Here is a 26,585-nt window from a genome sequence, read left to right on the forward strand (position 1 = left end):
CTCTCAACCCGGCGGCCGGTAAGCCGTTGTTCCGTGTCGATGGAGGCGCATTATAGGGAGTTCTCGACGGCTGACAACCCCTAATTTTAGAAAAATAGCGCGTTCGCTGCATTCCACAGCAAAAGGGCTATTTATACGCATTTACCCACAAACTTATCCACATTCGTCGGCGCACTTAAATTTAGACGAGCATCACGCAAACGTTTTCGCTACAATGCCCCCGAAAAATCCCGGCCCCCATTTGGGGGCGTTACCTGAATCTTCGCGTGCTTCTTTCTCTATATAGAAGCGAAAAGCTAAGATTGATGTAACGCTCTTATCTATGCGAACCAAAGCCAAGGGATAAAACCTCATGCAACAACCTCGTCCTGTACGCCGCGCTCTGCTCAGCGTGTCCGACAAAGCCGGTATCCTCGAATTTGCTCAGGCGCTGTCAGCGCGCGGTGTTGAGCTGCTTTCCACTGGCGGCACCGCCCGCCTGCTGGCAGAAGCGGGCCTGCCCGTTACTGAAGTGTCTGACTACACCGGTTTTCCGGAAATGATGGATGGACGCGTCAAAACACTGCATCCAAAAGTACACGGCGGCATTCTGGGACGCCGTGGCCAGGATGACGACATTATGCAGCAGCACAGCATCGCGCCTATCGACATGGTTGTCGTAAACCTTTATCCCTTTGCCCAGACGGTCGCCCGCGAAGGCTGCTCGCTGGAAGATGCGGTAGAAAATATTGATATCGGCGGCCCAACGATGGTGCGCTCGGCGGCCAAGAATCATAAAGACGTGGCTATCGTAGTAAAGAGCAGCGACTACGCGGCTATTATTGCGGAGATGGATGCCAACGATAACTCGCTGCAGCTGACCACCCGTTTCGATCTGGCTATTAAAGCTTTTGAGCATACCGCAGCCTACGACAGCATGATCGCCAATTACTTCGGTAGTATGGTTCCTGCTTATCATGGCGAAACCACCGAGCCTGCCGGACGTTTCCCGCGTACGCTTAACCTGAACTTTATTAAGAAGCAGGATATGCGCTACGGCGAGAACAGCCATCAGGATGCTGCCTTCTATATAGAAGAGAACGTCACCGAAGCTTCCGTTGCCACCGCGCAGCAGGTTCAGGGTAAAGCGCTTTCCTATAACAACATCGCGGATACCGACGCCGCGCTGGAGTGCGTGAAGGAATTCAGCGAACCGGCCTGCGTGATCGTCAAGCATGCTAATCCTTGCGGCGTTGCGGTCAGCGATTCCATTCTGGGCGCTTACGAGCTGGCTTACAAAACTGACCCAACTTCTGCTTTTGGCGGCATCATCGCTTTCAACCGCGAGCTGGATGAAGCCACCGCACAAGCCATCGTTAGCCGCCAGTTTGTTGAAGTGATTATTGCGCCTTCAGCAAGCGAAGCTGCATTAAAGGTTACCTCGGCCAAGCAGAACGTTCGCGTCCTGATCTGCGGCCAGTGGCAGCAGCGTCAGGCTGGTTTAGATTTCAAACGCGTTAACGGCGGTCTGCTGGTACAGGATCGCGACCTGGGCATGGTTGAAGAAAGCCAGCTGCGCGTGGTCAGCAAGCGCCAGCCAACCGAGCAGGAATTGCGTGATGCGCTGTTCTGCTGGAAAGTCGCCAAGTTTGTGAAGTCAAACGCCATCGTTTATGCACGCGACAACATGACCGTGGGTATTGGCGCGGGCCAGATGAGCCGCGTTTACTCCGCTAAAATTGCCGGCATCAAAGCAAAAGACGAAGGTCTGGTGGTGGAAGGCTGCGCGCTGGCCTCGGATGCCTTTTTCCCGTTCCGTGATGGCATTGACGCCGCCGCCGCTGCTGGCGTGCGCTGCGTTATCCAGCCTGGCGGTTCCATTCGTGATGAAGAAGTTATCGCTGCCGCTGACGAACACGACATCGCGATGATCTTTACTAACATGCGCCACTTCCGCCATTAATTAAGGAACCAGACTATGAAAATTTTAGTAATCGGCAATGGCGGCCGCGAGCATGCGCTGGCATGGAAAGCTTCTCAGTCGCCGCTGGCGGAAACCGTTTTTGTCGCGCCCGGCAATGCCGGTACCGCACTTGAGCCTGCTTTGCAGAACGTGGCTATCAGCGCCACCGATATCCCCGCTCTGCTGGACTTTGCACAGCGTGAAAATATTGACCTGACCATCGTTGGCCCGGAAGCCCCACTGGTGATTGGCGTCGTGGATGCTTTCCAGGCTGCCGGACTGAAAATTTTTGGCCCAACCCAGGCTGCCGCCCAGCTGGAAGGATCTAAAGCTTTCACTAAAGATTTCCTGGCCCGTCATAAGATCCCAACCGCGGAATACCAGAACTTTACCGATGTAGACGCCGCGCTGGCCTACACGCGCAGTAAAGGCGCACCGATCGTTATTAAGGCCGATGGCCTGGCGGCGGGTAAAGGCGTGATTGTGGCGATGACGCTACAGGAAGCAGAAGAAGCGATTAAAGATATGCTGGCCGGCAACGCGTTTGGCGACGCTGGACACCGCATCGTGGTGGAAGAGTTTCTGGACGGTGAAGAAGCCAGCTTTATCGTGATGGTTGATGGTGAAAACGTTCTGCCGATGGCAACCAGCCAGGATCATAAACGCGTAGGCGATGGCGACACCGGCCCGAACACCGGCGGCATGGGCGCGTACTCTCCTGCTCCGGTGGTCACCGATGAGATCCACCAGCGCGTAATGGACGAAGTTATCTGGCCAACCGTTCGCGGCATGGCGGCCGAAGGTAACGTTTATACCGGTTTTCTGTATGCCGGCCTGATGATTGATAAAAGCGGCCAGCCGAAGGTGATTGAATTTAACTGCCGCTTTGGCGACCCGGAAACGCAGCCGATCATGCTGCGTTTGCAGTCGGATCTGATCGAGCTTTGCCTGGCGGCCGTTGACGGCAAGCTGAACACGAAAGATTCGGTCTGGGATCCTCGTCCTGCGCTGGGCGTGGTTCTGGCGGCTGGCGGCTATCCTGGCGACTACAGCACCGGTGACCAGATCCACGGTTTACCGCTGGAAGAGACGCCAGACGGCAAAATCTTCCATGCCGGCACCAGAATGCAGGATGATTTAGTGGTGACTAACGGCGGCCGCGTCCTGTGCGTAACGGCGCTGGGTGAAGACGTTGCGGCAGCACAGCGCCATGCCTACGAACTGGCTAAGCCTGTTTCGTGGAACGGTAGCTTCTGCCGTAAAGATATCGGCTATCGCGCCATCGGCCGTAAATAAGACAGACCAGCAGGGGATGAAGCTTTTCGTCCCCTGACCTCCCCCCTTTCCGCTAACTCCCTGGCAGAACGTTACCACGCGGCTAGAAACTGTCGGCCTGCGGTTCCTCAGGGCAAATGTCTTTGGGCGTTGCCAGCAGCAGCTGTGTGCCACCCGGCGCTTTCAGCCATGCGATGCTGAGCGGCTGACCTGACTCCTGCTGATGCTGAGTAATATAGCGAGCGTCGTTACTTTCGAAGTCTGGCGTGGTTTTCCCGCCATGGCAAAGCATAACCGTGCCTGAAGGCGTCCAGTGCCCCTGGAGAAGCGTAACCCGGCCTTTCAGCAGATCGTCGCTGATGGCCCGCATACGGCCTGCATCAAACTGATAGAGCGCTATCGCATCGGCGGAGAGCGATTCTCGTCGACCCGCCAGCTGACGCTGCATAAAGTTCAGGCTACCATCGCGATCGAAGCGGAGAGTGACGCTTTCCTGCTGTTTCCCGGCAATATGTCGCGCAATCGAAATCAGCTTATCCTGTTGCCAGTAATAGTCGGTTGTTTCTTCGCCCTGCCCGGTAAACGGGGTATAGACGGTTTGCAGATGGGTAGTATGAGAAGGTGCTTTGCGCCAGATACGGACCGCGCCGCGATCGGCCAGATAACCGCTGGCGGTAAAATCAGGCGTGTGCCGAGAGCTACAGCCTGCTAACAGCAGGAGCGGCAAAAACAGTAAGGTACGGGAGGAAAGGTTCACGAGCCCCTCAAAGCGAGAAGAACGTCGTCACAGCTTGCAAGGTTTAACAAAAGGGGCTTAACGCCCCCCTGTTTAAAACTTTTCACTGTCGATTATTTAACAGCGTCTTTCAGAGCTTTACCAGAAACGAATGCCGGTACGTTAGCAGCTGCAATTTTGATTTCGTTGCCAGTCTGCGGGTTGCGGCCAGTACGCTCAGCACGGTGGTTAACTTTAAAAGTACCAAAACCAACCAGTTGTACAGCATCACCTTCTTTCAGAGACTCAGTAATCGCAGCCAGGGTGGATTCCAGAGCAGCTTTAGCCTGGGTCTTAGACAGGTCCGCTTTGTCCGCAATTACATCAATCAGTTGAGTCTTGTTCATAAGTTATCCTTACAGTGTATTTATCGCTTGCTAAGCATCGAGTGCGAGGGAAAAACCAGTTTCTGGCACTCTCCTGCATACACGCACCGATAGCCACATTTTTCAGCCCCCCAAATGTAGACCAGACTGGGGGCGAATGTGAAGCCTTAAGGCGCTACAAATCAGGCCTGAAGTCACGTTTTATCGTCTTACTGCTGAAAATTTATACCGATATTGCTGATCCCCGATTCCCGCAGGTCAGAACGCAGTCCTTTTATCAGTTCGAGATCCCTTTCCTCACAGGCGCTGAGCAGGCGAAAAATTTCCCACTGGATGTCCCATTCCTCTTCGACGGCGGGATTCGCTTTTAGCTCTTCATCGGTCATTTCGCGTTCGGCCTGGGTCATTTCCAGCATCGCAACGCTGGTGACAGATGCCTCGCTAACGGCAATTGCATGCACCAGCGTTTCGCCACTCAGGCGAGAGTGCAGCAGTTCGCTTAATGCCACGCAGGCATCGATAGCAGGATAAACGCCGTAAAGGTCGTAATCCTCAGCGACCGGAATCGCCTCTTCCAGCTTTTCCAGCTGCGAGTCGAAATTAACTTTGGCATCCTTCACGACCAGCGTTTCCCATATCAGATCGAGAATACGGCGATAAAGCTGGCCGTCGCCAAAGCCGGTCTGCTGGCAAAACGCCCAGTAATTGGGATACATGCGCTCACACAGGCAGGCCATAAAAGTAACGTGCTGCCAGCTTTCCAGCTTTTCGAGCCGCAGGTGAATCGGATTACGTAACATGTTGGGATCTCATAAACAAAATTGCGCGGCCTGCAGTGTAACCGAAAAGCGGACGCCTCACACCGTTATAGCGGGATGCCAAGCCGCGCAAAAGCGGGCCGGTTTGATGCCACTGCGTCGGCCCAGCGCGTCGGTTCGGGTAGACGATAGCCTTGCAGACAGGTTTCGACCCACTGCAGCGCCGTATCGACGCTGACGCGATGGCCCGGCGAGATAAAGAGTGGGTTACAACGCTTCTTACTGCGCAGTACCCAGCCAATCTGCTCACCTTTGTCGATCAAAGGTTGCCGGGAACCCGGCTCCTCGTCCAGAGGCTCAAACTTGCCGCACAGGCGCCGCTTGGCCACGCCGATGGTCGGCACGTCCACCAGCATACCAAAATGGCTGGCAACACCCAGGCGGCGTGGATGCGCAATGCCCTGGCCGTCAACGAACAGCAGATCGGGCTTTTGTTCCAGCAGCTCCCACGCGGCCAGCAAGGCGGGATATTCACGAAACGACAGGAAGCCGGGTATATAGGGCATGGTTGTGGCTATTCGCGCAACGCGATGTTCAATCATCTTTAGCGACGGATATTCCAGAACCACCAGCGCGGCGCGTGTTACCTCGCCGCCCTGTTCAAATCCTACGTCCGCCCCTGCAATGTAGCGCGGCGGCATTACGTCAAAATCATCAGCGCGTACCACTTCTGCCGCACGCGTTGTCTGTTCCTGCTTTAATGCCTGTATATCCATAACTAATCCTGGTGATACTGTGGTGACAGTTTGTGAACGGCCTCCACAAAAGCACCCGCGTGTTCTGGCGGCACATCCTGATGAATGCCGTGGCCCAGGTTGAACACGTGGCCCGTGCCGTTGCCGAAGCCCTGAAGTATACCCGCAACTTCTTGTTCAATACGGGCAGGAGAAGCATAGAGCATAGAAGGATCCATGTTGCCCTGCAGCGCCACTTTATGACCAACGCGACGGCGCGCTTCGCCGATATCTGTGGTCCAGTCCAGACCCAGCGCGTCACAGCCGGTTTCCGCCATCGCTTCCAGCCACTGCCCGCCGCCCTTGGTAAACAGCGTCACGGGAACGCGGCGACCGTCGTTTTCACGCAGCAGGCCGTCAACGATTTTGTGCATGTAGTGCAGCGAGAATTCCAGATAATCGCGCCCGGTCAGCACGCCGCCCCAGGTATCGAAAATCATCACCGACTGCGCGCCAGCGCGGATCTGCGCGTTCAGGTAGAGCGTGACGCTGTCCGCCAGCTTATCCAGCATCAGATGCAGCGTTGCCGGCTCGGCGTACATCATCTTTTTCAGTTTGGTAAAGGCTTTGCTGCTGCCGCCTTCCACCATATAGGTTGCCAGCGTCCACGGACTGCCGGAGAAGCCAATCAGCGGCACCTGGCCCTGCAGATTCTTGCGGATAGTGCGCACCGCGTTCATCACGTAGCCCAGCTCCTGTTCGGGATCGAACACGGGCAGCTTTTCTACGTCGGCGCGGCAGGTAACCGGCGAGGAGAAGCGCGGGCCTTCGCCAGCTTCAAAATAGAGTCCCAGCCCCATCGCATCAGGAATGGTCAAAATATCGGAGAAGAGGATCGCCGCATCCAGCGCATAGCGCCGCAGCGGTTGCAGCGTAACTTCACAGGCCAGCTCGGCATTTTTACACAGCGACATAAAGTCGCCGGCCTGCGCGCGCGTGGCTTTATACTCTGGCAAATAGCGTCCGGCCTGGCGCATCATCCATACGGGCGTAACGTCTACCGGCTGACGCAGCAGAGCACGCAAATAACGATCGTTCTTCAGTTCACTCATCTTCAGGACTCTTTTTCATTCAGACGCACAGTATATCAGTTATTCCGCCTCGGCGCGGCAGAGCGCAACCGTGTCTTCAATCAGCCGACGGGCCACGGTTCCGGCTGGCGGCAGCTGCGGCAGGGCGTCAAAGCGATACCAGTTAGCGTCCAGCAGCTCTTTAGGATCGATAACGATTTCGCCGCTCTCAAAGTCGGCCATAAAAGCCATCATCAGCGACTGCGGGAAAGGCCAGGGCTGCGAGGTAACGTAGCGCAGATTTTTGACTTTAATACCGCTCTCTTCCATCACTTCCCGTGCAACGGTCTGCTCCAGCGTTTCGCCCACTTCAACAAAGCCCGCCAGTACCGTATAAATGCCGTTGCGATGGCGAGTATGCTGAGCAAGCAAAATTTCATCACCGCGACGAATGGCCACGATGATGCAAGGAGAAATTTGCGGATAATAGCGCTGGCGGCAGTGGCTGCACAGGCAGGCCCATTCCGTTTTGCTACGGTGCATGGTATGCCCGCAGTAGCCACACCACTTGTGCGCACGATAGAATTCCGCCAGCTGGACGCCGCGTCCCGCAAGCTGAAACAGAACGGCATCCTGATCAAGAAGTTGTCGTAACGAGGCCATTCCCTCGGGGCGATTTTCACACACCAGCCGTACCGGTTCGCCTTGCCATTCTCCGATAAGCGATGCGGTTCGGCCCGTCAGGTCTAAATCTTGTGCAGTACCGTACGGTAATTGACCTTTCGGCAACCAAAGTTTCTGTTCATGGCTGACAACCCACCAGCCAGCGTCTACGCTTGAAATCTCAAGTTCCATAAATTGCTCATCCTCACTTCACGTACTACCGGATCGGGATAGACAGTTAAAAATAACACTTTTGGAGTCACTCATGCTTGACCAGCTGGAAGTTCTGACCTCACGCGTAGGCGGATGTAGCGAACTCGTAGATTTTTGTCTTCACTCACGCAAGCAGTTATTAGTTGCTTATTATCAAATGGTTGGCATTAAGCCTAACAAGGAATCGCTGACCACGCTCGACGAAAATGCGCTGGATAACTTTTGTCAAAGCCTGGTAGATTATTTGTCAACCGGCCACTTTACGGCGTATGAACGTTTTATTCAGGAGATGGAAGGCACTGAGCAGCTGGCGAAAGCCGCGCTAATCTATCCTTCTTTGCAGGGAAATACCGAGCACATTATGAGTATTTATGATGCTCATCTGGAAAATGCTATCGACCACGATAACTACCTGGAGTTTCAACAGGCGCTCTCCATGGTTGGCGAAGCGCTGGAAGCCCGTTTTACGCTTGAAGATAAGTTTATCCAGCTGGCGCTGGAGAAGTTTGCAACCACCCCGGCCGCCAACGATGCCGCGATGGCTCGTCCTGCCTGAAAAGTTATAAACTTGTAAAATCCTTGAGCTTTCCATAAAGCCCCTTTATGCTGAATGGGCAATCACCTAGCGATTGCCTGGCAACAGCCAGAATTCTTCTTGTCGGAGTGCCCTTTGGGGCTGAGACCGTTTATTCGGGATCCGCGGAACCTGACCAGGTTAGTACCTGCGTAGGGAACAAGAGTAAAGATTCAAGTCGGGGCTTTGACTGCCCGCGCTTACTCCTCCGAACTCCGGACAAGCAAATTTCCCTTATATCAGGAACTTGCTATGTCTACCCATACCAAACCCACTCGCCGCGAACAGCGTGCCGAAGCCCAGCAGTTTATCGACTCTTTACAGGGCACCGCTTTTCCCAATTCAAAACGCATTTACCTGACCGGCTCGCGGCCCGATTTACGTGTGCCAATGCGCGAGATCCAGCTCAGCCCCACGATGACCGGCAGCAAAGATAATCCGCAGTTCACCGAGAACGAGCCGGTGCCGGTTTACGATACGGCTGGCCCTTATGGCGATCCTGAAGCCACCATTGACGTTCACGCCGGACTCGCCAGGCTGCGAGAAGCGTGGATAACCGAGCGCGGCGATACGCAGCCGATAGAAAAACTCAGCTCGGTTTATACCCAGCAGCGACTGGCTGACGAAGGGCTGGATCATCTGCGTTTCGATAACCTGCCTTGCCCGAGGCGCGCGCTGGCCGGACGCTGCGTTACCCAGCTGCACTATGCCCGCCTTGGCGTCATTACGCCGGAAATGGAATTTATCGCCGTGCGTGAAAATATGGGTCGCGAACGTATCCGCAGCGAAGTGCTGTTACAGCAGCACCCAGGAGAGGCTTTTGGTGCCCATCTGCCGGAAAATATCACCGCTGAGTTTGTCCGTCAGGAAGTGGCCGCCGGACGTGCCATTATTCCGGCCAATATTAATCACCCCGAATCGGAGCCGATGATCATTGGCCGCAATTTTCTGGTGAAGATTAACGCCAACATCGGCAACTCTGCGGTCAGCTCCTCCATCGAAGAAGAAGTTGAAAAACTGGTCTGGTCGGCACGCTGGGGCGCAGATACGGTAATGGACCTCTCCACCGGCCGTAATATCCATGAAACGCGCGAGTGGATTTTGCGTAATAGTCCGGTGCCGATCGGCACGGTTCCCATCTATCAGGCGCTGGAGAAGGTAAACGGCGTAGCGGAAAATCTTAACTGGGATGTCTTCCGCGACACGCTGCTGGAGCAGGCTGAGCAAGGCGTGGATTACTTTACTATCCATGCTGGCGTTCTGCTGCGCTACGTGCCAATGACCGCCAAACGCCTGACCGGCATCGTCTCGCGCGGCGGTTCGATTATGGCGAAATGGTGCCTCTCCCATCATCGTGAAAGCTTCCTGTACGAACATTTCCGCGAAATCTGTGAAATCTGTGCCGCTTACGACGTCTCGCTGTCGCTGGGCGATGGCCTGCGCCCCGGCTCGATTCAGGATGCCAATGACGAAGCCCAGTTTGCCGAGCTAAGAACGCTGGGCGAGCTGACAAAAATCGCCTGGGAATATGACGTCCAGGTGATGATTGAAGGGCCAGGCCATGTGCCGATGCAGATGATCCGTCGCAACATGACCGAACAGCTGGAACACTGTCACGAAGCGCCTTTTTATACGCTTGGCCCGCTAACCACGGATATCGCGCCGGGTTATGACCATTTTACCTCCGGGATTGGCGCAGCGATGATCGGCTGGTTTGGCTGCGCCATGCTCTGCTACGTCACGCCAAAAGAGCATCTTGGTTTGCCTGACAAAGAAGACGTTAAGCAGGGGTTAATCACCTATAAAATTGCGGCGCATGCGGCTGACCTGGCGAAAGGCCATCCTGGCGCACAAATCCGCGATAACGCCATGTCGAAAGCGCGGTTTGAATTCCGCTGGGAAGATCAGTTTAACCTGGCGCTCGACCCCCATACCGCTCGCGCCTATCACGACGAAACGCTACCGCAGGAATCCGGCAAGGTCGCCCATTTCTGCTCAATGTGTGGCCCTAAATTCTGCTCGATGAAGATCTCTCAGGAGGTGCGCGAATACGCGGCCAAACAGGAAGAAGCCCAGCCCATCGAAATTGGCATGAAGGAGATGTCGCGGGCGTTCCGCAGCCGCGGCGGTGAGCTTTATCATTCTGCCGATAGCCTGAACACAGAGGAGAACGTATGAGTCGCGGTGCCTTTCCCCTGACTAAGGAAAAACTGGGCCTTTATCCGGTAGTGGATACGGTGGAATGGATTGAGCGCCTGTTAGAAGCGGGTGTACGTACCCTTCAGCTGCGTATTAAGGATCTGCCGGAGAAAGCTGTCGAGCAGGATATCGCCGCCGCTATCGCGCTGGGCAAACGTTATAACGCCCGGCTGTTCATCAATGACTACTGGCGGCTGGCGATCAAACACCAGGCTTATGGCGTGCATCTCGGTCAGGAGGATCTGGATATTGCCGATCTGGATGCAATTTATCATGCCGGACTGCGTCTGGGCCTTTCCACGCATGACGACGCAGAGCTGGATCGCGCGCTGGCCGAACGCCCTTCCTACATTGCGCTCGGCCACGTTTTTCCTACCCAAACCAAAGAGATGCCTTCTTCACCTCAGGGACTCCATGAGCTGAAGCGGCACGTTGCGCGCCTGGCGGGCGTTTCTACCGTCGCCATTGGCGGAATTTCTCTGGAAAAAGCGCCTGACGTGCTGGCAACCGGCGTCGGCAGCATCGCCGTGGTCAGCGCTATTACCAAAGCCGCAGACTGGCGCTCGGCCACGGCACAGCTGCTGGCGCTGGCCGGGACAGGAGATGCCCATGCTTAACGACAGCGAATTTATGCGCTACAGCCGCCAGCTGCTGCTGGAAGAGTTTGGCGTAGAGGGTCAGGAAAAGCTCCGGGCAGCCAGCGTGCTGCTTGTTGGCCTGGGAGGGTTAGGCTCACCCGCCGCGGCTTACCTTGCCGCAGCGGGCGTGGGAAAACTGCTGCTGGCCGATGACGATAATCTTCATATCAGTAACTTACAGCGGCAGACCCTGTATGACAGCAACAAGATCGGACAGCCAAAAGCTGACCTGGCGAAAGAGCGTTTACAGGCGCTCAATCCGCAGGTTGAGTTTATTGCGCTTAAGCAACGTATGGATGCCAGCACCTTACAGGAAGCGGTGCAGTGGGTCGATCTGGTACTGGATTGCAGCGATAACATGCAAACGCGTCATGCCGTTAACGCTGCCTGCGTAGCAAGTAATACGCCGTTGATCAGCGCCAGCGCCGTGGGTCTGGGCGGTCAGCTGCTGGTGATTACGCCGCCGTTCCACCATGGTTGTTATTGCTGTCTGTGGCCGGATGAGATCGAACCGCAGCGCAATTGCCGCACGGCGGGCGTACTTGGGCCAGTGGTAGGCGTAATGGGAACGCTTCAGGCGCTGGAAGCGTTGAAAATGCTGGCGGGTCAGCCGTCGACGCTTGATGGCAAGCTCCGACTGTTTGATGGTAAGCAGCAAACATGGCGCACGCTTAATCTTGAACGTAGTCCGGGCTGTCCGATTTGCGGAGGCGACCGTGAACGTCATCATTAATGATGAAGCGCATACGCTTGTCCCGCCCCTGACGCTGGCCGACCTGCTGACGCAGCTTTGCTGTCAGCAGGCCGGTACGGCGCTGGCCGTCAACCAACAGATTGTGTCGCGCGATCGCTGGTCCACTTACCCCTTACAGGAAGGCGATGAACTGGTGATTTTCCAGGCTATTGCCGGAGGCTGAGTATGTTGCAGATTGCTGATAAAACCTTTTCTTCCCGGCTGTTTACCGGCACGGGCAAATTTTCCAGCCCGTCCGTCATGCTCGCGGCGTTAAAAGAATCCGGCACGCAGCTGGTTACCATGGCCATGAAGCGCGTGGACTTACGCGGTGGCGATGACGGTATCCTGCGGCCTCTCCAGCAGCTGGGCGTACAGCTTTTGCCTAACACTTCAGGTGCCAAAACGGCGGAAGAAGCCGTGTTTGCTGCACGTCTGGCACGCGAAGCGCTGGGAACCCACTGGGTTAAGCTGGAAATTCATCCCGACGTTCGCTATCTGCTGCCCGATGGTATCGAAACACTGAAGGCGGCCGAAACGCTGGTCAGAGAGGGCTTCACCGTGCTTCCTTATTGCCACGCTGACCCGGTGCTGTGTAAAAGGCTGGAGGAAGCTGGCTGTGCCGCCGTCATGCCGCTTGGTGCGCCTATCGGCAGTAATCAGGGCCTGAAAACCCGCGATCTGCTGGCGATAATCATTGAGCAGTCTGGCGTACCTGTGGTGATCGATGCCGGTATCGGCGCGCCCAGCCATGCCAGCGAAGCGTTAGAAATGGGCGCTGACGCGGTGCTGGTTAATACCGCTATGGCTTCAGCACGCGATCCGGTGCAGATGGCACGCGCTTTTCGTCTGGCGGTTGAGGCGGGTAGCCTGGCGTGCGAAAGCGGACTCGGCAGTCAACAGCAGCAGGCTATTGCCACCAGCCCGTTAACCAGTTTTCTGCAAAGCGGAGCAACAGCATGAAGAGTTTTGTAGCGCAATGGGAAACGCTGGAGTGGGACGACATTCGGCTACGGATCAACAGCAAAACCTCTGCTGACGTGGAACGGGCGCTTAATGCCCCTAAGGTTGGCCGCGAAGAGCTGATGGCGCTGCTTTCCCCGGCCGCGCAGGCATGGCTTGAACCGATGGCGCGCAAAGCGCAGCTGCTGACGCGACAGCGCTTTGGCCACGCCGTTAACCTTTTCGTCCCGCTTTATCTTTCTAATCTGTGCGCCAATGACTGCACCTACTGCGGCTTTTCTATGAGCAATCGTATTAAGCGTAAGACGCTGGACGCGCAGGAAATTGAGCGTGAGTGCCGGGCGATACGGGCAATGGGCTTCGATCAGCTGCTGCTGGTCACCGGCGAGCATCAGAGTAAGGTTGGGATGAACTATTTTCGTCAGCACCTTCCCGCGATCCGTTCTCACTTTAGCTCGCTAATGATGGAAGTTCAGCCACTGGGTGAAGAAGAGTATGCCGAGCTGAAGACGCTGGGGCTGGACGGCGTGCTGGTCTATCAGGAAACCTATCATTCTGCGGTTTACGGCCAGCATCACTTAAAGGGTAACAAGCAGGATTTCTTTTTCCGCCTGGAAACGCCGGACAGGCTGGGGCGCGCGGGTATCGATAAAATTGGTCTTGGTGCGCTGATTGGCCTCTCGGACAGCTGGCGCACCGACTGCTATATGATGGCAGAACACCTGCTCTGGCTGCAAAAAACGTACTGGCAAAGCCGCTATTCCGTTGCTTTCCCGCGGCTGCGTCCCTGTGCTGGTGGCATCCAGCCGGCCTCTCTGATGGATGAAGCCCAGCTGGTGCAGGTTATCTGCGCGTTTCGGCTTTTTGCGCCAGAAGTAGAGCAGTCATTATCAACACGTGAATCACCGCAGTTCCGTGACAAAGTGGTGCCGCTGGCGATCAATACGGTTAGCGCCTTTTCAAAAACGCAGCCGGGCGGCTATGCTGACGGACAAAGCGAGCTGGAACAGTTTTCTCCGCACGATAACCGTCGTCCACAGCAGGTCGCCGAGGCGCTTATCCAGGCCGGCATGCAGCCGGTCTGGAAAGACTGGGACAGCTGGCTGGGCAGAGCACCGGCTACTTAAGCGTTACCGGCGCGCGGCCAGGCATCTCGGCTATCGATGTGTCTGGCTGCTTTTGCGGCACGTCGGCAAACAGGACCTCGCCCAGCAGACTGTCTTTATTGATTACGCCATACTTCAGGTTAGTGCTGAGATATTTACGATCGAGCCCGGTCAGCTTGATAATCGGCGGCAATACCTCAGGTAATTTATCGACCATTATCATTCGACTTAGCTGAACCGCGTCCCAACTGACCAGCCGCTGATAGTAGATAGCGTTCGCCTCGCATTTCCTTAAGTAAAAATTATACTGATTATATTCACGCAGTGCCTGCTGCTGAGTAATATTCAAAATAAGATATTGTGGATTGGTGATCTTCTGGGCAATCTCTTTGTAATTCGGCAGCTGTTGTAATCGATTGAACATGGCTGCCGCGCCTTCCTCAATAATAGGTTTAAAATAGCGCAGCCAATTTTCAATAAAATGGTTCTTTTCAGGTACCGCCATAAACCACGTTTCAATAACTGGATAACGTTGATCAACGGTTGATACTTCACGATAAAAGGCGATCATGTCATAGCGGTTATCTTCGTTAACCGCTAAAAATGCATCCAGCGGCTGATTGAGTATGATGCTGGCGTCCATCCAGACGCCACCGTATTTGTACAGCAGCTCAAGACGAATAACGTCGCTACGGTGTGCCACCAGCAGATCCTGACGTGTAAACGTTAGCTCCGGCAGATACTGTGACAGGTTGCTGTCGTTCACTACGTTCACCGTCCAGGCTGGATTTTCACGTGCCACCTTATTGACGAAACTCTGAATTTCAACGGGTACCAGGGTTCCAGCCCAAAACATCCAGACTTTTTTTGGAATAGCATTTAATTGCTTATTATGAATAACGATATTCAGATCGTGTTCAAGAGCTGGATTATATTCCGCCATTTTTCTGCGCCTGGCTAACGCTTTTTCAATACGTAAACGCAGCGACACCGCATTTTTTAAAACGGGAAGCGCAAGCGCTTTTAGCTTGTTTTTATTCATAATTACCTCAAAAAGCGGCTGGCATAATTGAATAAAAAGCAGCGCGCCATTTACCGCAGAGTGGCAGAAGGTTTTTATAAAATTAGCAGGGGAGTGAAATAACCACAACAGCCAAAATGCCTGGCAAATAAGTTTAAGATAAAGCTCAAGGAGATATTTAAATTTATAAGGCGTTTTATATCCAGCTTACTCCAGTTGGAACTATTATTATTTAATAATATTCGGACCATCTGAAAATCAATGTAGCGATATCGACACTTTTTAATTTATTGAGATAAGCGGCAAGACTATAAAAAATCTTCGGCACGGCTTCCACAAACGATCTCTTTTTCTGACCGGATCTGTTAACAGGCGTAGAGTTGGTGCTGGCGTTATCAGCTAGCGCCCAGGCCCGGAACCGCCTTCCCTTTTCCCGGGCCTGCCTCACCTTACCGCTTGCTCAGAAAGGCTTGCTTCCATCGCCTCCTCTATCATCTTGCCCAGCAGCTTCAGCGCTTCTTCTGTTTGTTCTGTAAAGGGTAACCCGTAGTTCAGCCGTAAGCAGTTGTCATACTTGCCGGAAGCGGAAAACATTGAGCCTACGGCAATCTGAATTCGATGCTTACGCATTTGCTTATCCAGCCATGTCGTGTCCACGGTTTCCGGTAGCTCTATCCACAGCAGGTAACCCCCCTGTGGACGAGTCACACAGACGCCACAAGGGAAATGCTGTAATACACAGGCGGTAAAAACGTCCAGGCTGCGCTGGTAACACTGCCTCATTCGCCGAAGATGCGCGTGGTAAAATCCCTGACGGACAAACTCCGCTACGGCAAGTTGCGTGTGCTGGACGGTGGCCCCCGTGACGATGTATTTCATGTGCAGTACGCGGTCCAGATAACGCCCGGGACTAACCCAGCCTACGCGAAGGCCCGGGGCCAGCGTTTTGGAAAAAGAGCTGCACAGCAGGACGCGACCTTCCTGATCGAATGATTTTATGGTGCAGGGCCGTGGATATTGCCACGCCAGCTCGCCATAAACATCGTCTTCAATAATGGCGATATTAAAGCGTTGCGCCAGCGACAGTAGTGCGCGCTTGCGCGCTTGCGGCATAATAAACCCCAGTGGATTATTACAGTTGGGCACCACAATAGCCGCCTTAATCGGCCACTGCTCCAGCGCCAGCTCCAGCGCTTCAAGGCTGATACCCGTTTGTGAGTCTGTCGGAATTTCAATAACCTTAACGCCAAAGCCGCGAAGGGTCTGCATGATGCCGTGATAGGCAGGCGACTCGACCGCTACGATATCGCCAGGCTGGCAAACCGCACGTACAGAGACCGAGAGCGCTTCCTGGCAGCCGTTAGTGATAACAATTTCTTCCGGCATCAGCTGGCAGCCGCTGTCGATAGCCAGACGCGCTATCTGTTCCCTCAGCTCATACACGCCATAAATGTCGTCGTAATCCAGCATTGCTGCATCCTGCTGCTGCCCGATGCGGGTGATAATTTTCCATAGCGGCTTGAGGGTAGGCTGCGTCAAATCAGGTCTGCCGTAGCCAAGCCGAAAAAGACCTTTCTCCTGTCGCGTGCTCAGCATCGCCAGGACTTCGTCCCACTGGGTGACATCCACCGGCTGTTGAACCGGGCGCGTTAAAGCAGGTAAAGGATGCCCCAGCTTATGCGGCGTCACAAAATAGCCAGAACGAGGCTGGGGCGTAATCAGCCGCTGCTCTTCCAGCAGATAATAAGCCTGCTGTACCGTACTGATACTGACGCCATGCTCTTTGCTTAGCGCTCTGACTGATGGCAGCCGTTCGCCACAGAGATAAAGCCCCTGGTTGATTCTCTCCGCCAATAACTTAGCCAGATGCTCGTAACGTGTCATCGCTTCCTGTCTCTTTCAGGTAGAAAACCAGTACAGATCCTAAGGTAGATCGCCATTCAGAACTACTATCGCGCAGACTGTATGTTAAATAAAAGTGATTATTGCATCTGTCTCACTGATTTCTTTCCGCGCAGAATAAACCTACGGCGGAACAGTGGGAGGCAGGCATGGAATTCAATGAAAACAAGGGCGGAAAACCTTTTAGCGCATCACCTTTTGTATTGATGTTCAGGTTACCGCGGCGATTGTGGCTGGCCTGGCGGCACCGGGTGCAGAGCCAAAAAGTATTAGCACGACTGAGCGATGCACAGCTAAAAGATATTGGGCTGACCAGCGAAGACGTAAAGAGATTCAGATAATCAGGACCAGTAATACCCGGATAATGCAGGGCAGACAGAAATAAAAAACCCCGTCAGAACGGGGTTTTTTATTTCAAAACAGAATTGCCGTCCCGTTTTGAACTGTACAACTTAAAGTGCAAAAGCAAGCCAGTCGATGGTTAATATATAGACAGCAAGAGTAAAAGACCAGCTATTTTTTGTGGTGAAGTCTTTAGAGGTTATTAACGCTACTAAGATCACGAAATTGCCGTGATATTATAATAAATACAATAATTTAATGCGTAAAATATCGCATATTGTTGATGAAGATATGCCGCTCGGTCTTACAGTTGTTATTGTGGCGGCGGGACCATCTCACCTGTTGCCGCAGGCCACCGGAGTAAGGAGAAGGGTTCTGCTATACCGTGAACGCAAGCCAGTCAATGTGCTTGTTTCGTTTGTAGCGTTCCGGTGGGCCATAAACGATAGCGGTTCCTGAGAAAGGAATCTCCCATGCAAAGACGCTATTTTTTTCTGTTGGTTGCGTTATTCATGGTACTGATGCTGAGCGGGAAAGGAAGCTGGCAGGTACACGTGTCAGATATCCATATCTTGTTCAACGTGCATCAGAACAGGTAAGGCCGTAAGCCGCTCTTCGGAGCGGCTTTTTTAATATCTGCGGCCAGCAATAAACGTAGCGTATTTTTTGCTCTGTATCCTTAAATTATGGGTATAAAAAAACCCCACCGAGGTGGGGTTTTTACGGTCAGCAAAAACGGCGATTAATCGTCGTTTCCACCCAGACCCGCGTTCAGCAGTTCCGCCAGGCTGGCAGAAGCTTCGTCTGCGGTCACCTGAGGCACAACCGGCGCTTCGCCTGCCGCTTTACGACGCATACGATCCTGGTGATAGGCGTAACCGGTACCGGCTGGGATCAGACGGCCAACGATAACGTTCTCTTTCAGGCCGCGCAGTTCGTCGCGTTTGCCCGCAACAGCTGCTTCGGTCAGTACGCGCGTCGTTTCCTGGAAGGATGCAGCCGAGATAAAGGACTCGGTTGCCAGCGACGCTTTGGTGATACCCAGCAGATCGCGCATATAGGTTGCCGCGATTTTGCCGTTGGCTTCCAGTTCACGGTTAGAAATCTTAACGCGTGAAACTTCAACCTGCTCGCCGTCCAGGAAGTCGGAGCTGCCTGCGCTTTCGATGGTTGCTTTACGCAGCATCTGACGAACGATGACTTCGATGTGCTTATCGTTAATCTTAACGCCCTGCAGGCGGTAAACTTCCTGCACTTCGTTAGTGATATAACGGGTCACCGCATGCACGCCACGCAGACGCAGAATGTCATGTGGAGACTCTGGGCCATCGGAAACCACGTCACCACGCTCCACGCGCTCACCTTCGAACACGTTCAGCTGACGCCATTTCGGAATCATCTCTTCGTACGGATCGCTACCGTCAACCGGCGTAATGACCAGACGACGTTTGCCTTTGGTCTCTTTACCGAAGGAGATAATACCGCTGATCTCCGCCAGGATCGCTGGCTCTTTCGGACGACGCGCTTCGAACAGGTCAGCAACGCGTGGCAGACCACCGGTGATGTCCTTGGTACCGCCAGATTCCTGCGGAACACGAGCCAGGGTATCACCCGAGCTGATCTTCACGCCATCTTCCAGCTGCACAATCGCTTTACCCGGCAGGAAGTACTGAGCAGGCATATCGGAGCCTGGGATCATTACATCGTTACCGTTAGCATCAACGATTTTCAGCGCAGGACGCAGATCTTTACCGCCGGAAGTACGTTCTGCACTGTCCAGGATCACCAGAGAAGAAAGACCGGTCAGGTCATCCGTCTGGCGGGTAATGGTCTGGCCGTCAATCATGTCGGTGAAGCGAATGAAACCGCTCACTTCGGTGATTACCGGCATGGTGTGCGGATCCCAGTTTGCTACGGTTTCGCCCGCTGCAACCTGCTCGCCGTCGCCTTTCGCCATGGTAGAACCGTAAGGAACCTTATAGCTCTCTTTGGTACGACCGAATTCATCGATCATTTTCAGCTCGGTGTTACGCGAGGTGACAACCAGTTTGCCAGCGGAGTTGGTAACCGACTTGGCGTTAGAGAGTTTAATGGTACCTTTGTTCTTCACCTGAATGCTGGATTCGGCTGCCGCACGCGATGCCGCACCACCGATGTGGAACGTACGCATGGTCAGCTGAGTACCCGGCTCACCGATGGACTGTGCTGCGATAACGCCGATGGCCTCACCTTTGTTGATGATGTGACCACGCGCCAGATCGCGTCCATAACAGTGGGCGCACACGCCGAAGTCAGTTTCACAACTAACAACGGAGCGGACTTTCAGGCTGTCGACAGAGTGCTCTTCCAACAGGTCACACTGCTGTTCGTGCAGCAGGGTGTTGCGTGGCAGCAGGATGTCGGCCGTACCCGGCTTCAGCACGTCTTCTGCGGTTACACGACCCAGTACGCGTTCGCGCAGCGGCTCTTTCACGTCGCCACCTTCGATAACCGGAGTCATCATGATGCCTTCGTGCGTACCACAGTCGTCCTCGGTCACCACCAGATCCTGCGCAACGTCTACCAGACGACGAGTCAGGTAACCGGAGTTCGCGGTTTTCAGTGCGGTATCCGCAAGACCTTTACGAGCACCGTGGGTCGAGATGAAGTACTGCAGTACGTTCAGACCTTCACGGAAGTTCGCGGTAATTGGCGTTTCGATGATGGAGCCGTCTGGCTTCGCCATCAGACCACGCATACCGGCCAGCTGACGGATCTGCGCAGCAGAACCACGAGCACCGGAGTCGGCCATCATAAAGATGCTGTTGAAGGAAACCTGACGCTCTTCTTCGCCGTCGCGGTTGATCACGACTTCGGTAGAGAGGTTTTCCATCATCGCTTTCGCAACGCGTTCGTTGGCCGCAGCCCAGATATCGATCACTTTGTTATAGCGTTCGCCAGCGGTTACCAGACCAGACTGGAACTGCTCCTGGATTTCGGCAACTTCGGTTTCCGCTTCGCTGATGATCTCGACTTTCTTCTCCGGGATCACCATGTCGTCGATACCCACAGACGCGCCGGAGCGTGCTGCATAGGCAAAGCCGGTGTACATGGTCTGGTCAGCAAAGATAACCGTCGGCTTCAGGCCCAGGATGCGGTAACAGGTGTTCAGCATCTTAGAGATCGCTTTCTTACCCAGCGCCTGGTTGACGATAGAGTAAGGCAGACCTTTCGGCACGATCATCCACAGGATCGCACGGCCTACGGTCGTATCGATCAGGCTGGTTTTCGACGTCCACTCGCCCTGCTCGCTTTTCTCGTGTTCGGTGATACGCACCTTAACGCGAGCGTGCAGAGAGGCCAGGCCAGCACGGTAAATGCGCTCGGCTTCTTTTGGACCAGTCAGCACCATGCCTTCGCCTTTGGCGTTAACACAGTCGCGGGTCATGTAGTACAGACCCAGTACAACGTCCTGAGAAGGAACGATGATTGGCTCACCGTTCGCTGGCGACAGGATGTTGTTGGTAGACATCATCAGCGCACGCGCTTCCAGCTGGGCTTCCAGCGTCAGCGGTACGTGAACAGCCATCTGGTCACCATCGAAGTCGGCGTTATAGGCCGCACAAACCAGCGGGTGCAGCTGGATAGCTTTACCTTCGATCAGGACTGGCTCAAATGCCTGGATACCCAAACGGTGCAGCGTTGGTGCACGGTTCAGCAGTACCGGGTGTTCGCGGATCACTTCATCCAGGATATCCCAGACGACAGCTTCTTCACGCTCAACCATTTTCTTGGCGGCTTTGATGGTGGTAGCAAGACCACGCAGCTCCAGCTTGCCGTAGATGAACGGTTTGAACAGCTCCAGTGCCATTTTCTTCGGCAGACCACACTGGTGCAGACGCAGGTATGGACCAACGGTGATAACGGAACGGCCAGAGTAGTCAACACGTTTACCCAGCAGGTTCTGACGGAAACGACCCTGCTTACCTTTGATCATATCGGCCAAAGATTTCAGCGGACGCTTGTTAGAACCGGTAATCGCACGACCACGACGGCCGTTATCCAGCAGCGCATCAACCGCTTCCTGCAGCATACGTTTTTCGTTACGTACGATGATGTCAGGTGCAGCCAGATCCAGCAGGCGCTTCAGACGGTTGTTACGGTTGATCACGCGACGGTACAGATCGTTCAGATCGCTTGTCGCGAAACGACCGCCGTCCAGCGGCACCAGCGGACGCAGATCCGGTGGCAACACAGGCAGCACGGTCAGGATCATCCACTCTGGCTTGTTGCCAGACTGTACGAACGCTTCCAGCAGCTTGATGCGCTTGGTCAGCTTTTTACGCTTGGTTTCAGAGTTGGTTTCGTTCAGCTCTTCACGCAGCTGCTCGCACTCCTGCTCCAGATCCATGTTTTTCAACAGGGCCTGAACCGCTTCCGCACCCATCTTGGCGTCAAATTCGTCACCGAACTCTTCCAGCGCGTCCAGATACTGCTCTTCAGTCAGGATCTGACGGCGCTCAAGGTTGGTCATGCCGCCTTCAACAACCACATAAGATTCGAAGTACAGCACGCGTTCGATGTCGCGCAGTGGCATATCCAGCAGCAAACCGATGCGTGATGGCAGCGATTTCAGGAACCAGATGTGCGCAGTAGGCGAAGCCAGCTCGATGTGGCCCATACGCTCACGACGAACCTTGGTCTGTGTAACTTCAACGCCACACTTCTCACAGATCACGCCGCGATGTTTTAAACGCTTGTACTTACCGCACAGGCATTCGTAATCTTTTACCGGCCCGAAAATACGCGCACAGAAAAGCCCGTCACGTTCTGGTTTGAACGTACGGTAGTTAATGGTTTCTGGCTTTTTAACTTCACCAAAAGACCAGGAACGGATCATGTCTGGCGAGGCCAGAGCAATTTTGATCGCATCAAACTCTTCGGTCTTAGTTTGCGCTTTCAGAAACTTAAGTAAGTCTTTCACGGATTAGCTCCCGTCGGAGTGAGACTTCTCAAGATGGCCCGGCAAGCCGGGCCATCCTGTAACCAGTACGAACTCGAGATATTCCCGACTATCTTTCAGGCCGCGGCGGTATCGACCGCAGCCCGAAATCAGGGAGTTACTCGTCTTCCAGCTCGATGTTAATGCCCAGCGAGCGGATCTCTTTCAACAGTACGTTGAAGGATTCCGGCATGCCCGGCTCCATCTGATGGTTGCCGTCAACGATGTTTTTATACATCTTGGTACGGCCGTTTACGTCATCAGACTTCACGGTCAGCATTTCCTGCAGGGTATAAGCGGCACCGTATGCTTCCAGTGCCCACACTTCCATCTCACCAAAGCGCTGTCCACCGAACTGCGCCTTACCACCCAGCGGCTGCTGAGTAACCAGGCTATAAGAACCGGTAGAACGTGCATGCATTTTGTCATCCACTAAGTGGTTGAGTTTCAGCATGTACATGTAGCCAACGGTAACCTGACGCTCAAACTGCTCGCCGGTACGGCCATCAAACAGCGTAATCTGACCGGAAGAAGGCAGGCCGCCGAGCTGCAGCAGCTCTTTAATCTCGCTCTCTTTCGCACCATCAAACACCGGAGTGGCAATCGGCATACCTTTTTTCAGGTTCTCAGCCAGACGCAGCACTTCATCGTCGGTGAAGGTATTCAGGTCAACTTTCTGACGCACGTCGGTGCCCAGATCGTAGGCGCGCTGAATAAACTCACGCAGCTTGCTCACTTCTTCCTGCTTTTTCAGCATGGCGTTAATTTTCTCGCCGATGCCTTTTGCAGCCATACCCAGGTGGGTTTCAAGAATCTGACCAATGTTCATACGTGACGGTACGCCCAGCGGGTTCAATACGATGTCGACCGGCGTGCCGTTCTCATCGTATGGCATATCTTCGATCGGGTTGATCTTGGAGATAACACCTTTGTTCCCGTGACGACCTGCCATTTTGTCACCAGGCTGAATCTGACGCTTAACGGCCAGATACACTTTAACGATTTTCAGCACGCCAGGTGCCAGGTCATCGCCCTGAGTGATTTTGCGGCGTTTCGCTTCGAGTTTCTTCTCAAACTCGTGCTTCAGCTCGTCGTACTGCTCCGCCAGCTGTTCCAGCTGACTCTGTTTTTCTTCGTCGGTCAGGCCGAGTTCCAGCCAGCGCTCGCGCGGCAGCTTGTCCAGTTTTTCCGCTTCAACGCCGCCGGAAACCAGCAGGTAGTTGATACGGCTGAACAGGCCAGCTTCGAGGATCTGCAGTTCTTCAGACAGGTCTTTCTTCGCCTGCTTCAGCTGCATCTCTTCGATTTCCAGCGCGCGCTTGTCTTTTTCCACGCCATCGCGGGTAAAGACCTGCACGTCGATAACGGTACCGGACACGCCGTTTGGTACACGCAGAGAAGAGTCTTTAACGTCAGACGCTTTCTCACCGAAGATCGCACGCAGCAGTTTTTCTTCTGGCGTCAGCTGGGTTTCGCCTTTAGGCGTTACCTTACCGACCAGAATGTCGCCGCCGGTCACTTCAGCACCGATATAGACGATACCGGATTCATCCAGCTTGGAGAGCGCTGCTTCACCCACGTTAGGGATGTCGGCGGTGATCTCTTCTGGCCCCAGCTTGGTGTCACGAGACACGCACGCCAGTTCCTGAATGTGGATGGTGGTGAAGCGATCTTCCTGTACCACGCGCTCGGAGACCAGAATGGAGTCTTCGAAGTTGTAGCCGTTCCACGGCATGAACGCGACGCGCATGTTCTGACCCAGCGCCAGCTCACCCAGATCCGTTGAAGGACCATCGGCCAGCACGTCACCACGTTCAATTGGTTCGCCCAGGTTGACACACGGCATCTGGTTGATACAGGTGTTCTGGTTAGAACGGGTGTACTTGGTCAGGTTGTAAATGTCGATACCGGCTTCGCCCGGGTACATTTCGTCTTCGTTAACTTTAATAACGATACGGGATGCATCCACGTACTGAACGGTACCACCACGTTTCGCTACGGCTGTTACACCGGAGTCAACCGCTACCGCGCGTTCCATACCGGTACCAACCAGCGGCTTATCAGCACGCAGAGTAGGAACCGCCTGACGTTGCATGTTTGCACCCATCAATGCGCGGTTGGCGTCATCGTGCTCCAGGAACGGGATCAGTGACGCACCGACGGAAACCACCTGCTGGGTGGAAACGTCCATGTAGTCAACCTGATCGCGGCTGAACAGGCTCGATTCGCCTTTGCTACGGCAGGTCACCAGGTCGTCTACGAAGTGACCTTCGTCGTCGAGGTTGGTGTTCGCCTGAGCGATAACGTAGTTACCCTCTTCAATTGCAGAGAGGTAATGAATTTCGTCGGTCACCACGCCTTCGCGTACGCGACGGTATGGGGTTTCCAGGAAACCGTACTCGTTGGTCTGTGCGTACACGGACAGCGAGTTGATCAGACCGATGTTTGGACCTTCAGGCGTTTCGATTGGGCACACGCGACCGTAGTGAGTCGGGTGAACGTCTCGAACTTCAAAGCCTGCGCGCTCACGCGTCAGACCGCCCGGGCCAAGTGCCGAGATACGACGCTTGTGCGTAATCTCAGACAGCGGGTTGTTCTGGTCCATAAACTGTGACAGCTGGCTGGAACCAAAGAACTCTTTCACTGCTGCAGAAATCGGCTTGGCGTTGATCATGTCCTGCGGCATCAGGGTATCCAGATCGCCCAGAGACAGACGCTCTTTCACCGCACGCTCAACGCGCACCAGACCTACACGGAACTGGTTTTCAGCCATTTCGCCGACGGAACGGATACGACGGTTGCCGAGGTGGTCGATATCATCCACTTCGCCAATACCGTTACGGATACCGATGAGCTTCTTCATCACTTCAATGATGTCGTCTTTGCTCAGGATACCGGAACCTTCGATCTCGTCACGCAGCAGAGAACGGTTGAACTTCATACGGCCAACCGCAGAAAGATCGTAGCGGTCTTCAGAGAAGAACAGGTTCTCGAACAGGTTTTCAGCCGCTTCACGCGTTGGCGGTTCGCCAGGACGCATCATGCGGTAGATCTCAACCAGCGCGCTCAGGCGATCGGTGGTTGGGTCGACGCGTACGGTCTCAGAGATGTACGGGCCGTGATCCAGATCGTTGGTAAACAGCGTTTCAATGCGCTTGTGGCCGGACTGGCTCAGTTTGGCCAGCAGATCCAGCGACAGCTCCATGTTCGCGGCAACGATCAGTTCGCCGGTGCTTTCGTCGATGTAATCTTTAGCGACGACTTTACCTGCGATGTATTCAACCGGAACTTCGATGTGCTCAACGCCATCTTTTTCCAGCTGACGAATATGACGTGCAGTAATGCGACGGCCTTTCTCAACGTAGGTCGTACCGTTGGCTTCGATATCGAAGGAGGCAGTTTCACCGCGCAGGCGCTCTGGCACCAGTTCCATCTGCAGCTTGTTGTTGCGGATTTCATACACGACTTTTTCGAAGAACAGGTCAAGGATCTGCTCAGTGGTGTAGTTCAGCGCGCGCAGAATGATGGTCGCAGGCAGCTTACGGCGACGGTCAATACGAACAAACAGGTTGTCTTTCGGGTCAAACTCGAAGTCTAACCAGGAACCACGGTAAGGGATGATACGTGCGTTATACAGCACTTTACCCGATGAGTGGGTTTTACCCTTATCGCTGTCAAAAAAGACGCCAGGACTACGATGCAGCTGAGAAACGATAACCCTTTCCGTACCGTTGATGACAAAGGTACCGTTATCGGTCATGAGCGGAATTTCGCCCATGTAAACTTCCTGCTCTTTGATGTCTTTAACGGTGCCTTCCGGCGCTTCACGCTCGTAGATCACCAGACGCAGCTTAACGCGCAGAGGCGCAGAATACGTGACGCCACGAATCTGACACTCTTTCACATCAAAAACAGGTTCGCCTAAACGGTAGCTGACATACTGCAGCTCGGAATTACCGCTATAGCTTTGGATAGGGAACACGGAACGGAAGGCAGCTTCCAGACCATATTGACCTTCCGGATCTTGCTCGATGAACTTCTGGAACGAGTCAAGCTGGATAGAAAGGAGATAAGGAATGTCCAGAACTTGTGGACGCTTTCCAAAATCCTTACGAATACGTTTTTTCTCGGTATAGGAGTAAACCATAGGGTTCCTCAGCTCGCTGAAAAGTAGAACCTCTCTGTCCGTCCAGGGGGGACAGTTCATGCAACACTATTTTGTTGGCCCGGAATGACTATCTTCCGTAATACCTCTTTCTATCACTCTTAAATCATTTCATCGCCGTTGCCCGGCAGGGAACCGTGCAGGAAGGCAGTATATTAAGGCGTCGATAGAGAAAGATATTAAGCAAATCAACAGCTAAACAGTG

At 54.1% G+C, this 26,585-nt stretch carries 21 protein-coding genes and 1 riboswitch; of the genes, 11 read left to right on the forward strand and 10 right to left on the reverse strand.

Going from position 1 to position 26,585, the window contains the following annotated elements:
* Positions 1-352 precede the first annotated feature (352 nt).
* Positions 353-1,942, forward strand: coding sequence for a bifunctional phosphoribosylaminoimidazolecarboxamide formyltransferase/IMP cyclohydrolase (gene purH / locus KUE00_RS11985; protein WP_246760132.1), 1,590 nt, complete (start codon positions 353-355; stop codon positions 1,940-1,942).
* A gap of 15 nt (positions 1,943-1,957) precedes the next feature.
* A complete protein-coding gene (purD, locus tag KUE00_RS11990) occupies positions 1,958-3,238 on the forward strand; it encodes a phosphoribosylamine--glycine ligase (protein WP_246760133.1) in 1,281 nt (426 codons plus the stop codon).
* Between the two features lie 82 nt (positions 3,239-3,320).
* Here purD and KUE00_RS11995 read toward each other — a convergent pair whose 3' ends face one another.
* From KUE00_RS11995 to nudC, 6 genes are all read right to left on the reverse strand, one after another.
* Entirely contained in the window at positions 3,321-3,974 is a 654-nt protein-coding gene (locus tag KUE00_RS11995) for a DUF1481 domain-containing protein (protein WP_246760134.1), read from the reverse strand.
* Positions 3,975-4,066: 92 nt separating this feature from the next.
* Positions 4,067-4,339 carry a nucleoid-associated protein HU-alpha gene (hupA, locus tag KUE00_RS12000; RefSeq protein ID WP_017803060.1) on the reverse strand — a complete coding sequence of 91 codons (273 nt, stop codon included), beginning with the start codon at positions 4,337-4,339 and terminating at the stop codon, positions 4,067-4,069.
* Between the two features lie 188 nt (positions 4,340-4,527).
* A complete protein-coding gene (locus KUE00_RS12005) occupies positions 4,528-5,118 on the reverse strand; it encodes a YjaG family protein (protein ID WP_246760135.1) in 591 nt (196 codons plus the stop codon).
* Between the two features lie 65 nt (positions 5,119-5,183).
* Complete coding sequence (gene nfi / locus KUE00_RS12010) at positions 5,184-5,852, reverse strand: deoxyribonuclease V (RefSeq protein WP_246760136.1); 669 nt, start codon at positions 5,850-5,852, stop codon at positions 5,184-5,186.
* A 2-nt stretch (positions 5,853-5,854) separates the two neighbouring features.
* Positions 5,855-6,922 (reverse strand): uroporphyrinogen decarboxylase, encoded by a 1,068-nt coding sequence (gene hemE, locus KUE00_RS12015; RefSeq protein WP_246760137.1) that lies wholly within the window; start codon positions 6,920-6,922, stop codon positions 5,855-5,857.
* Positions 6,923-6,961: 39 nt separating this feature from the next.
* Positions 6,962-7,735, reverse strand: a complete 774-nt coding sequence (gene nudC / locus KUE00_RS12020) for an NAD(+) diphosphatase (protein WP_246760138.1) — start codon at positions 7,733-7,735, stop codon at positions 6,962-6,964.
* A 73-nt stretch (positions 7,736-7,808) separates the two neighbouring features.
* On the opposite strand from nudC, the gene rsd reads away from it, so the two are divergent.
* The 7 genes from rsd (at position 7,809) to thiH (ending at position 13,990) form a co-directional block, all read left to right on the forward strand.
* Positions 7,809-8,312 carry a sigma D regulator gene (rsd, locus tag KUE00_RS12025; protein ID WP_246760139.1) on the forward strand — a complete coding sequence of 168 codons (504 nt, stop codon included), beginning with the start codon at positions 7,809-7,811 and terminating at the stop codon, positions 8,310-8,312.
* A gap of 93 nt (positions 8,313-8,405) precedes the next feature.
* A riboswitch (TPP riboswitch) is annotated at positions 8,406-8,506 on the forward strand.
* 76 nt (positions 8,507-8,582) lie between these two features.
* On the forward strand, positions 8,583-10,508 hold the full coding sequence (gene thiC, locus KUE00_RS12030) for a phosphomethylpyrimidine synthase ThiC (RefSeq protein WP_246760140.1): 1,926 nt from the start codon (positions 8,583-8,585) through the stop codon (positions 10,506-10,508).
* On the forward strand, positions 10,505-11,146 hold the full coding sequence (gene thiE, locus KUE00_RS12035) for a thiamine phosphate synthase (RefSeq protein WP_246760141.1): 642 nt from the start codon (positions 10,505-10,507) through the stop codon (positions 11,144-11,146). The genes thiC and thiE overlap by 4 nt, the downstream gene beginning before the upstream one ends.
* Positions 11,139-11,900 (forward strand): HesA/MoeB/ThiF family protein, encoded by a 762-nt coding sequence (locus tag KUE00_RS12040; RefSeq protein ID WP_246760142.1) that lies wholly within the window; start codon positions 11,139-11,141, stop codon positions 11,898-11,900. The genes thiE and KUE00_RS12040 overlap by 8 nt, the downstream gene beginning before the upstream one ends.
* Complete coding sequence (gene thiS, locus KUE00_RS12045) at positions 11,884-12,084, forward strand: sulfur carrier protein ThiS (RefSeq protein WP_246760143.1); 201 nt, start codon at positions 11,884-11,886, stop codon at positions 12,082-12,084. The genes KUE00_RS12040 and thiS overlap by 17 nt, the downstream gene beginning before the upstream one ends.
* 2 nt (positions 12,085-12,086) lie before the next feature.
* Positions 12,087-12,863, forward strand: a complete 777-nt coding sequence (locus KUE00_RS12050) for a thiazole synthase (RefSeq protein WP_246760144.1) — start codon at positions 12,087-12,089, stop codon at positions 12,861-12,863.
* Positions 12,860-13,990 carry a 2-iminoacetate synthase ThiH gene (gene thiH / locus KUE00_RS12055; protein ID WP_246760145.1) on the forward strand — a complete coding sequence of 377 codons (1,131 nt, stop codon included), beginning with the start codon at positions 12,860-12,862 and terminating at the stop codon, positions 13,988-13,990. Before KUE00_RS12050 ends, thiH begins: the two co-directional genes overlap by 4 nt.
* Here thiH and KUE00_RS12060 read toward each other — a convergent pair.
* Together KUE00_RS12060 and KUE00_RS12065 are read right to left on the reverse strand one after the other, a co-directional pair.
* On the reverse strand, positions 13,983-15,011 hold the full coding sequence (locus KUE00_RS12060) for a glycosyltransferase family 32 protein (protein WP_246760146.1): 1,029 nt from the start codon (positions 15,009-15,011) through the stop codon (positions 13,983-13,985). The two genes, thiH and KUE00_RS12060, sit on opposite strands and share 8 nt — an antisense overlap.
* Before the next feature lie 423 nt (positions 15,012-15,434).
* Positions 15,435-16,874: an aminotransferase-like domain-containing protein gene (locus tag KUE00_RS12065; RefSeq protein WP_246760147.1), complete on the reverse strand. Its 1,440-nt coding sequence runs from the start codon at positions 16,872-16,874 to the stop codon at positions 15,435-15,437.
* 167 nt (positions 16,875-17,041) lie between these two features.
* On the opposite strand from KUE00_RS12065, the gene KUE00_RS12070 reads away from it, so the two are divergent.
* Positions 17,042-17,233, forward strand: a complete 192-nt coding sequence (locus tag KUE00_RS12070; RefSeq protein ID WP_246760148.1) for a DUF1127 domain-containing protein — start codon at positions 17,042-17,044, stop codon at positions 17,231-17,233.
* A gap of 474 nt (positions 17,234-17,707) precedes the next feature.
* Positions 17,708-17,833 (forward strand): hypothetical protein, encoded by a 126-nt coding sequence (locus KUE00_RS21865; RefSeq protein WP_281434603.1) that lies wholly within the window; start codon positions 17,708-17,710, stop codon positions 17,831-17,833.
* Between the two features lie 143 nt (positions 17,834-17,976).
* On the opposite strand, the gene rpoC is transcribed toward KUE00_RS21865, so the two are convergent.
* Together rpoC and rpoB are read right to left on the reverse strand one after the other, a co-directional pair.
* Positions 17,977-22,197: a DNA-directed RNA polymerase subunit beta' gene (gene rpoC / locus KUE00_RS12075; RefSeq protein ID WP_246760149.1), complete on the reverse strand. Its 4,221-nt coding sequence runs from the start codon at positions 22,195-22,197 to the stop codon at positions 17,977-17,979.
* A 136-nt stretch (positions 22,198-22,333) separates the two neighbouring features.
* Positions 22,334-26,362 carry a DNA-directed RNA polymerase subunit beta gene (gene rpoB / locus KUE00_RS12080; protein WP_246760150.1) on the reverse strand — a complete coding sequence of 1,343 codons (4,029 nt, stop codon included), beginning with the start codon at positions 26,360-26,362 and terminating at the stop codon, positions 22,334-22,336.
* Positions 26,363-26,585: the final 223 nt, after the last annotated feature.

Origin of the sequence: Erwinia phyllosphaerae, assembly GCF_019132875.1 — a bacterium.
In the GTDB taxonomy this organism is placed as follows: Bacteria; Pseudomonadota; Gammaproteobacteria; order Enterobacterales; family Enterobacteriaceae; genus Erwinia; species Erwinia phyllosphaerae.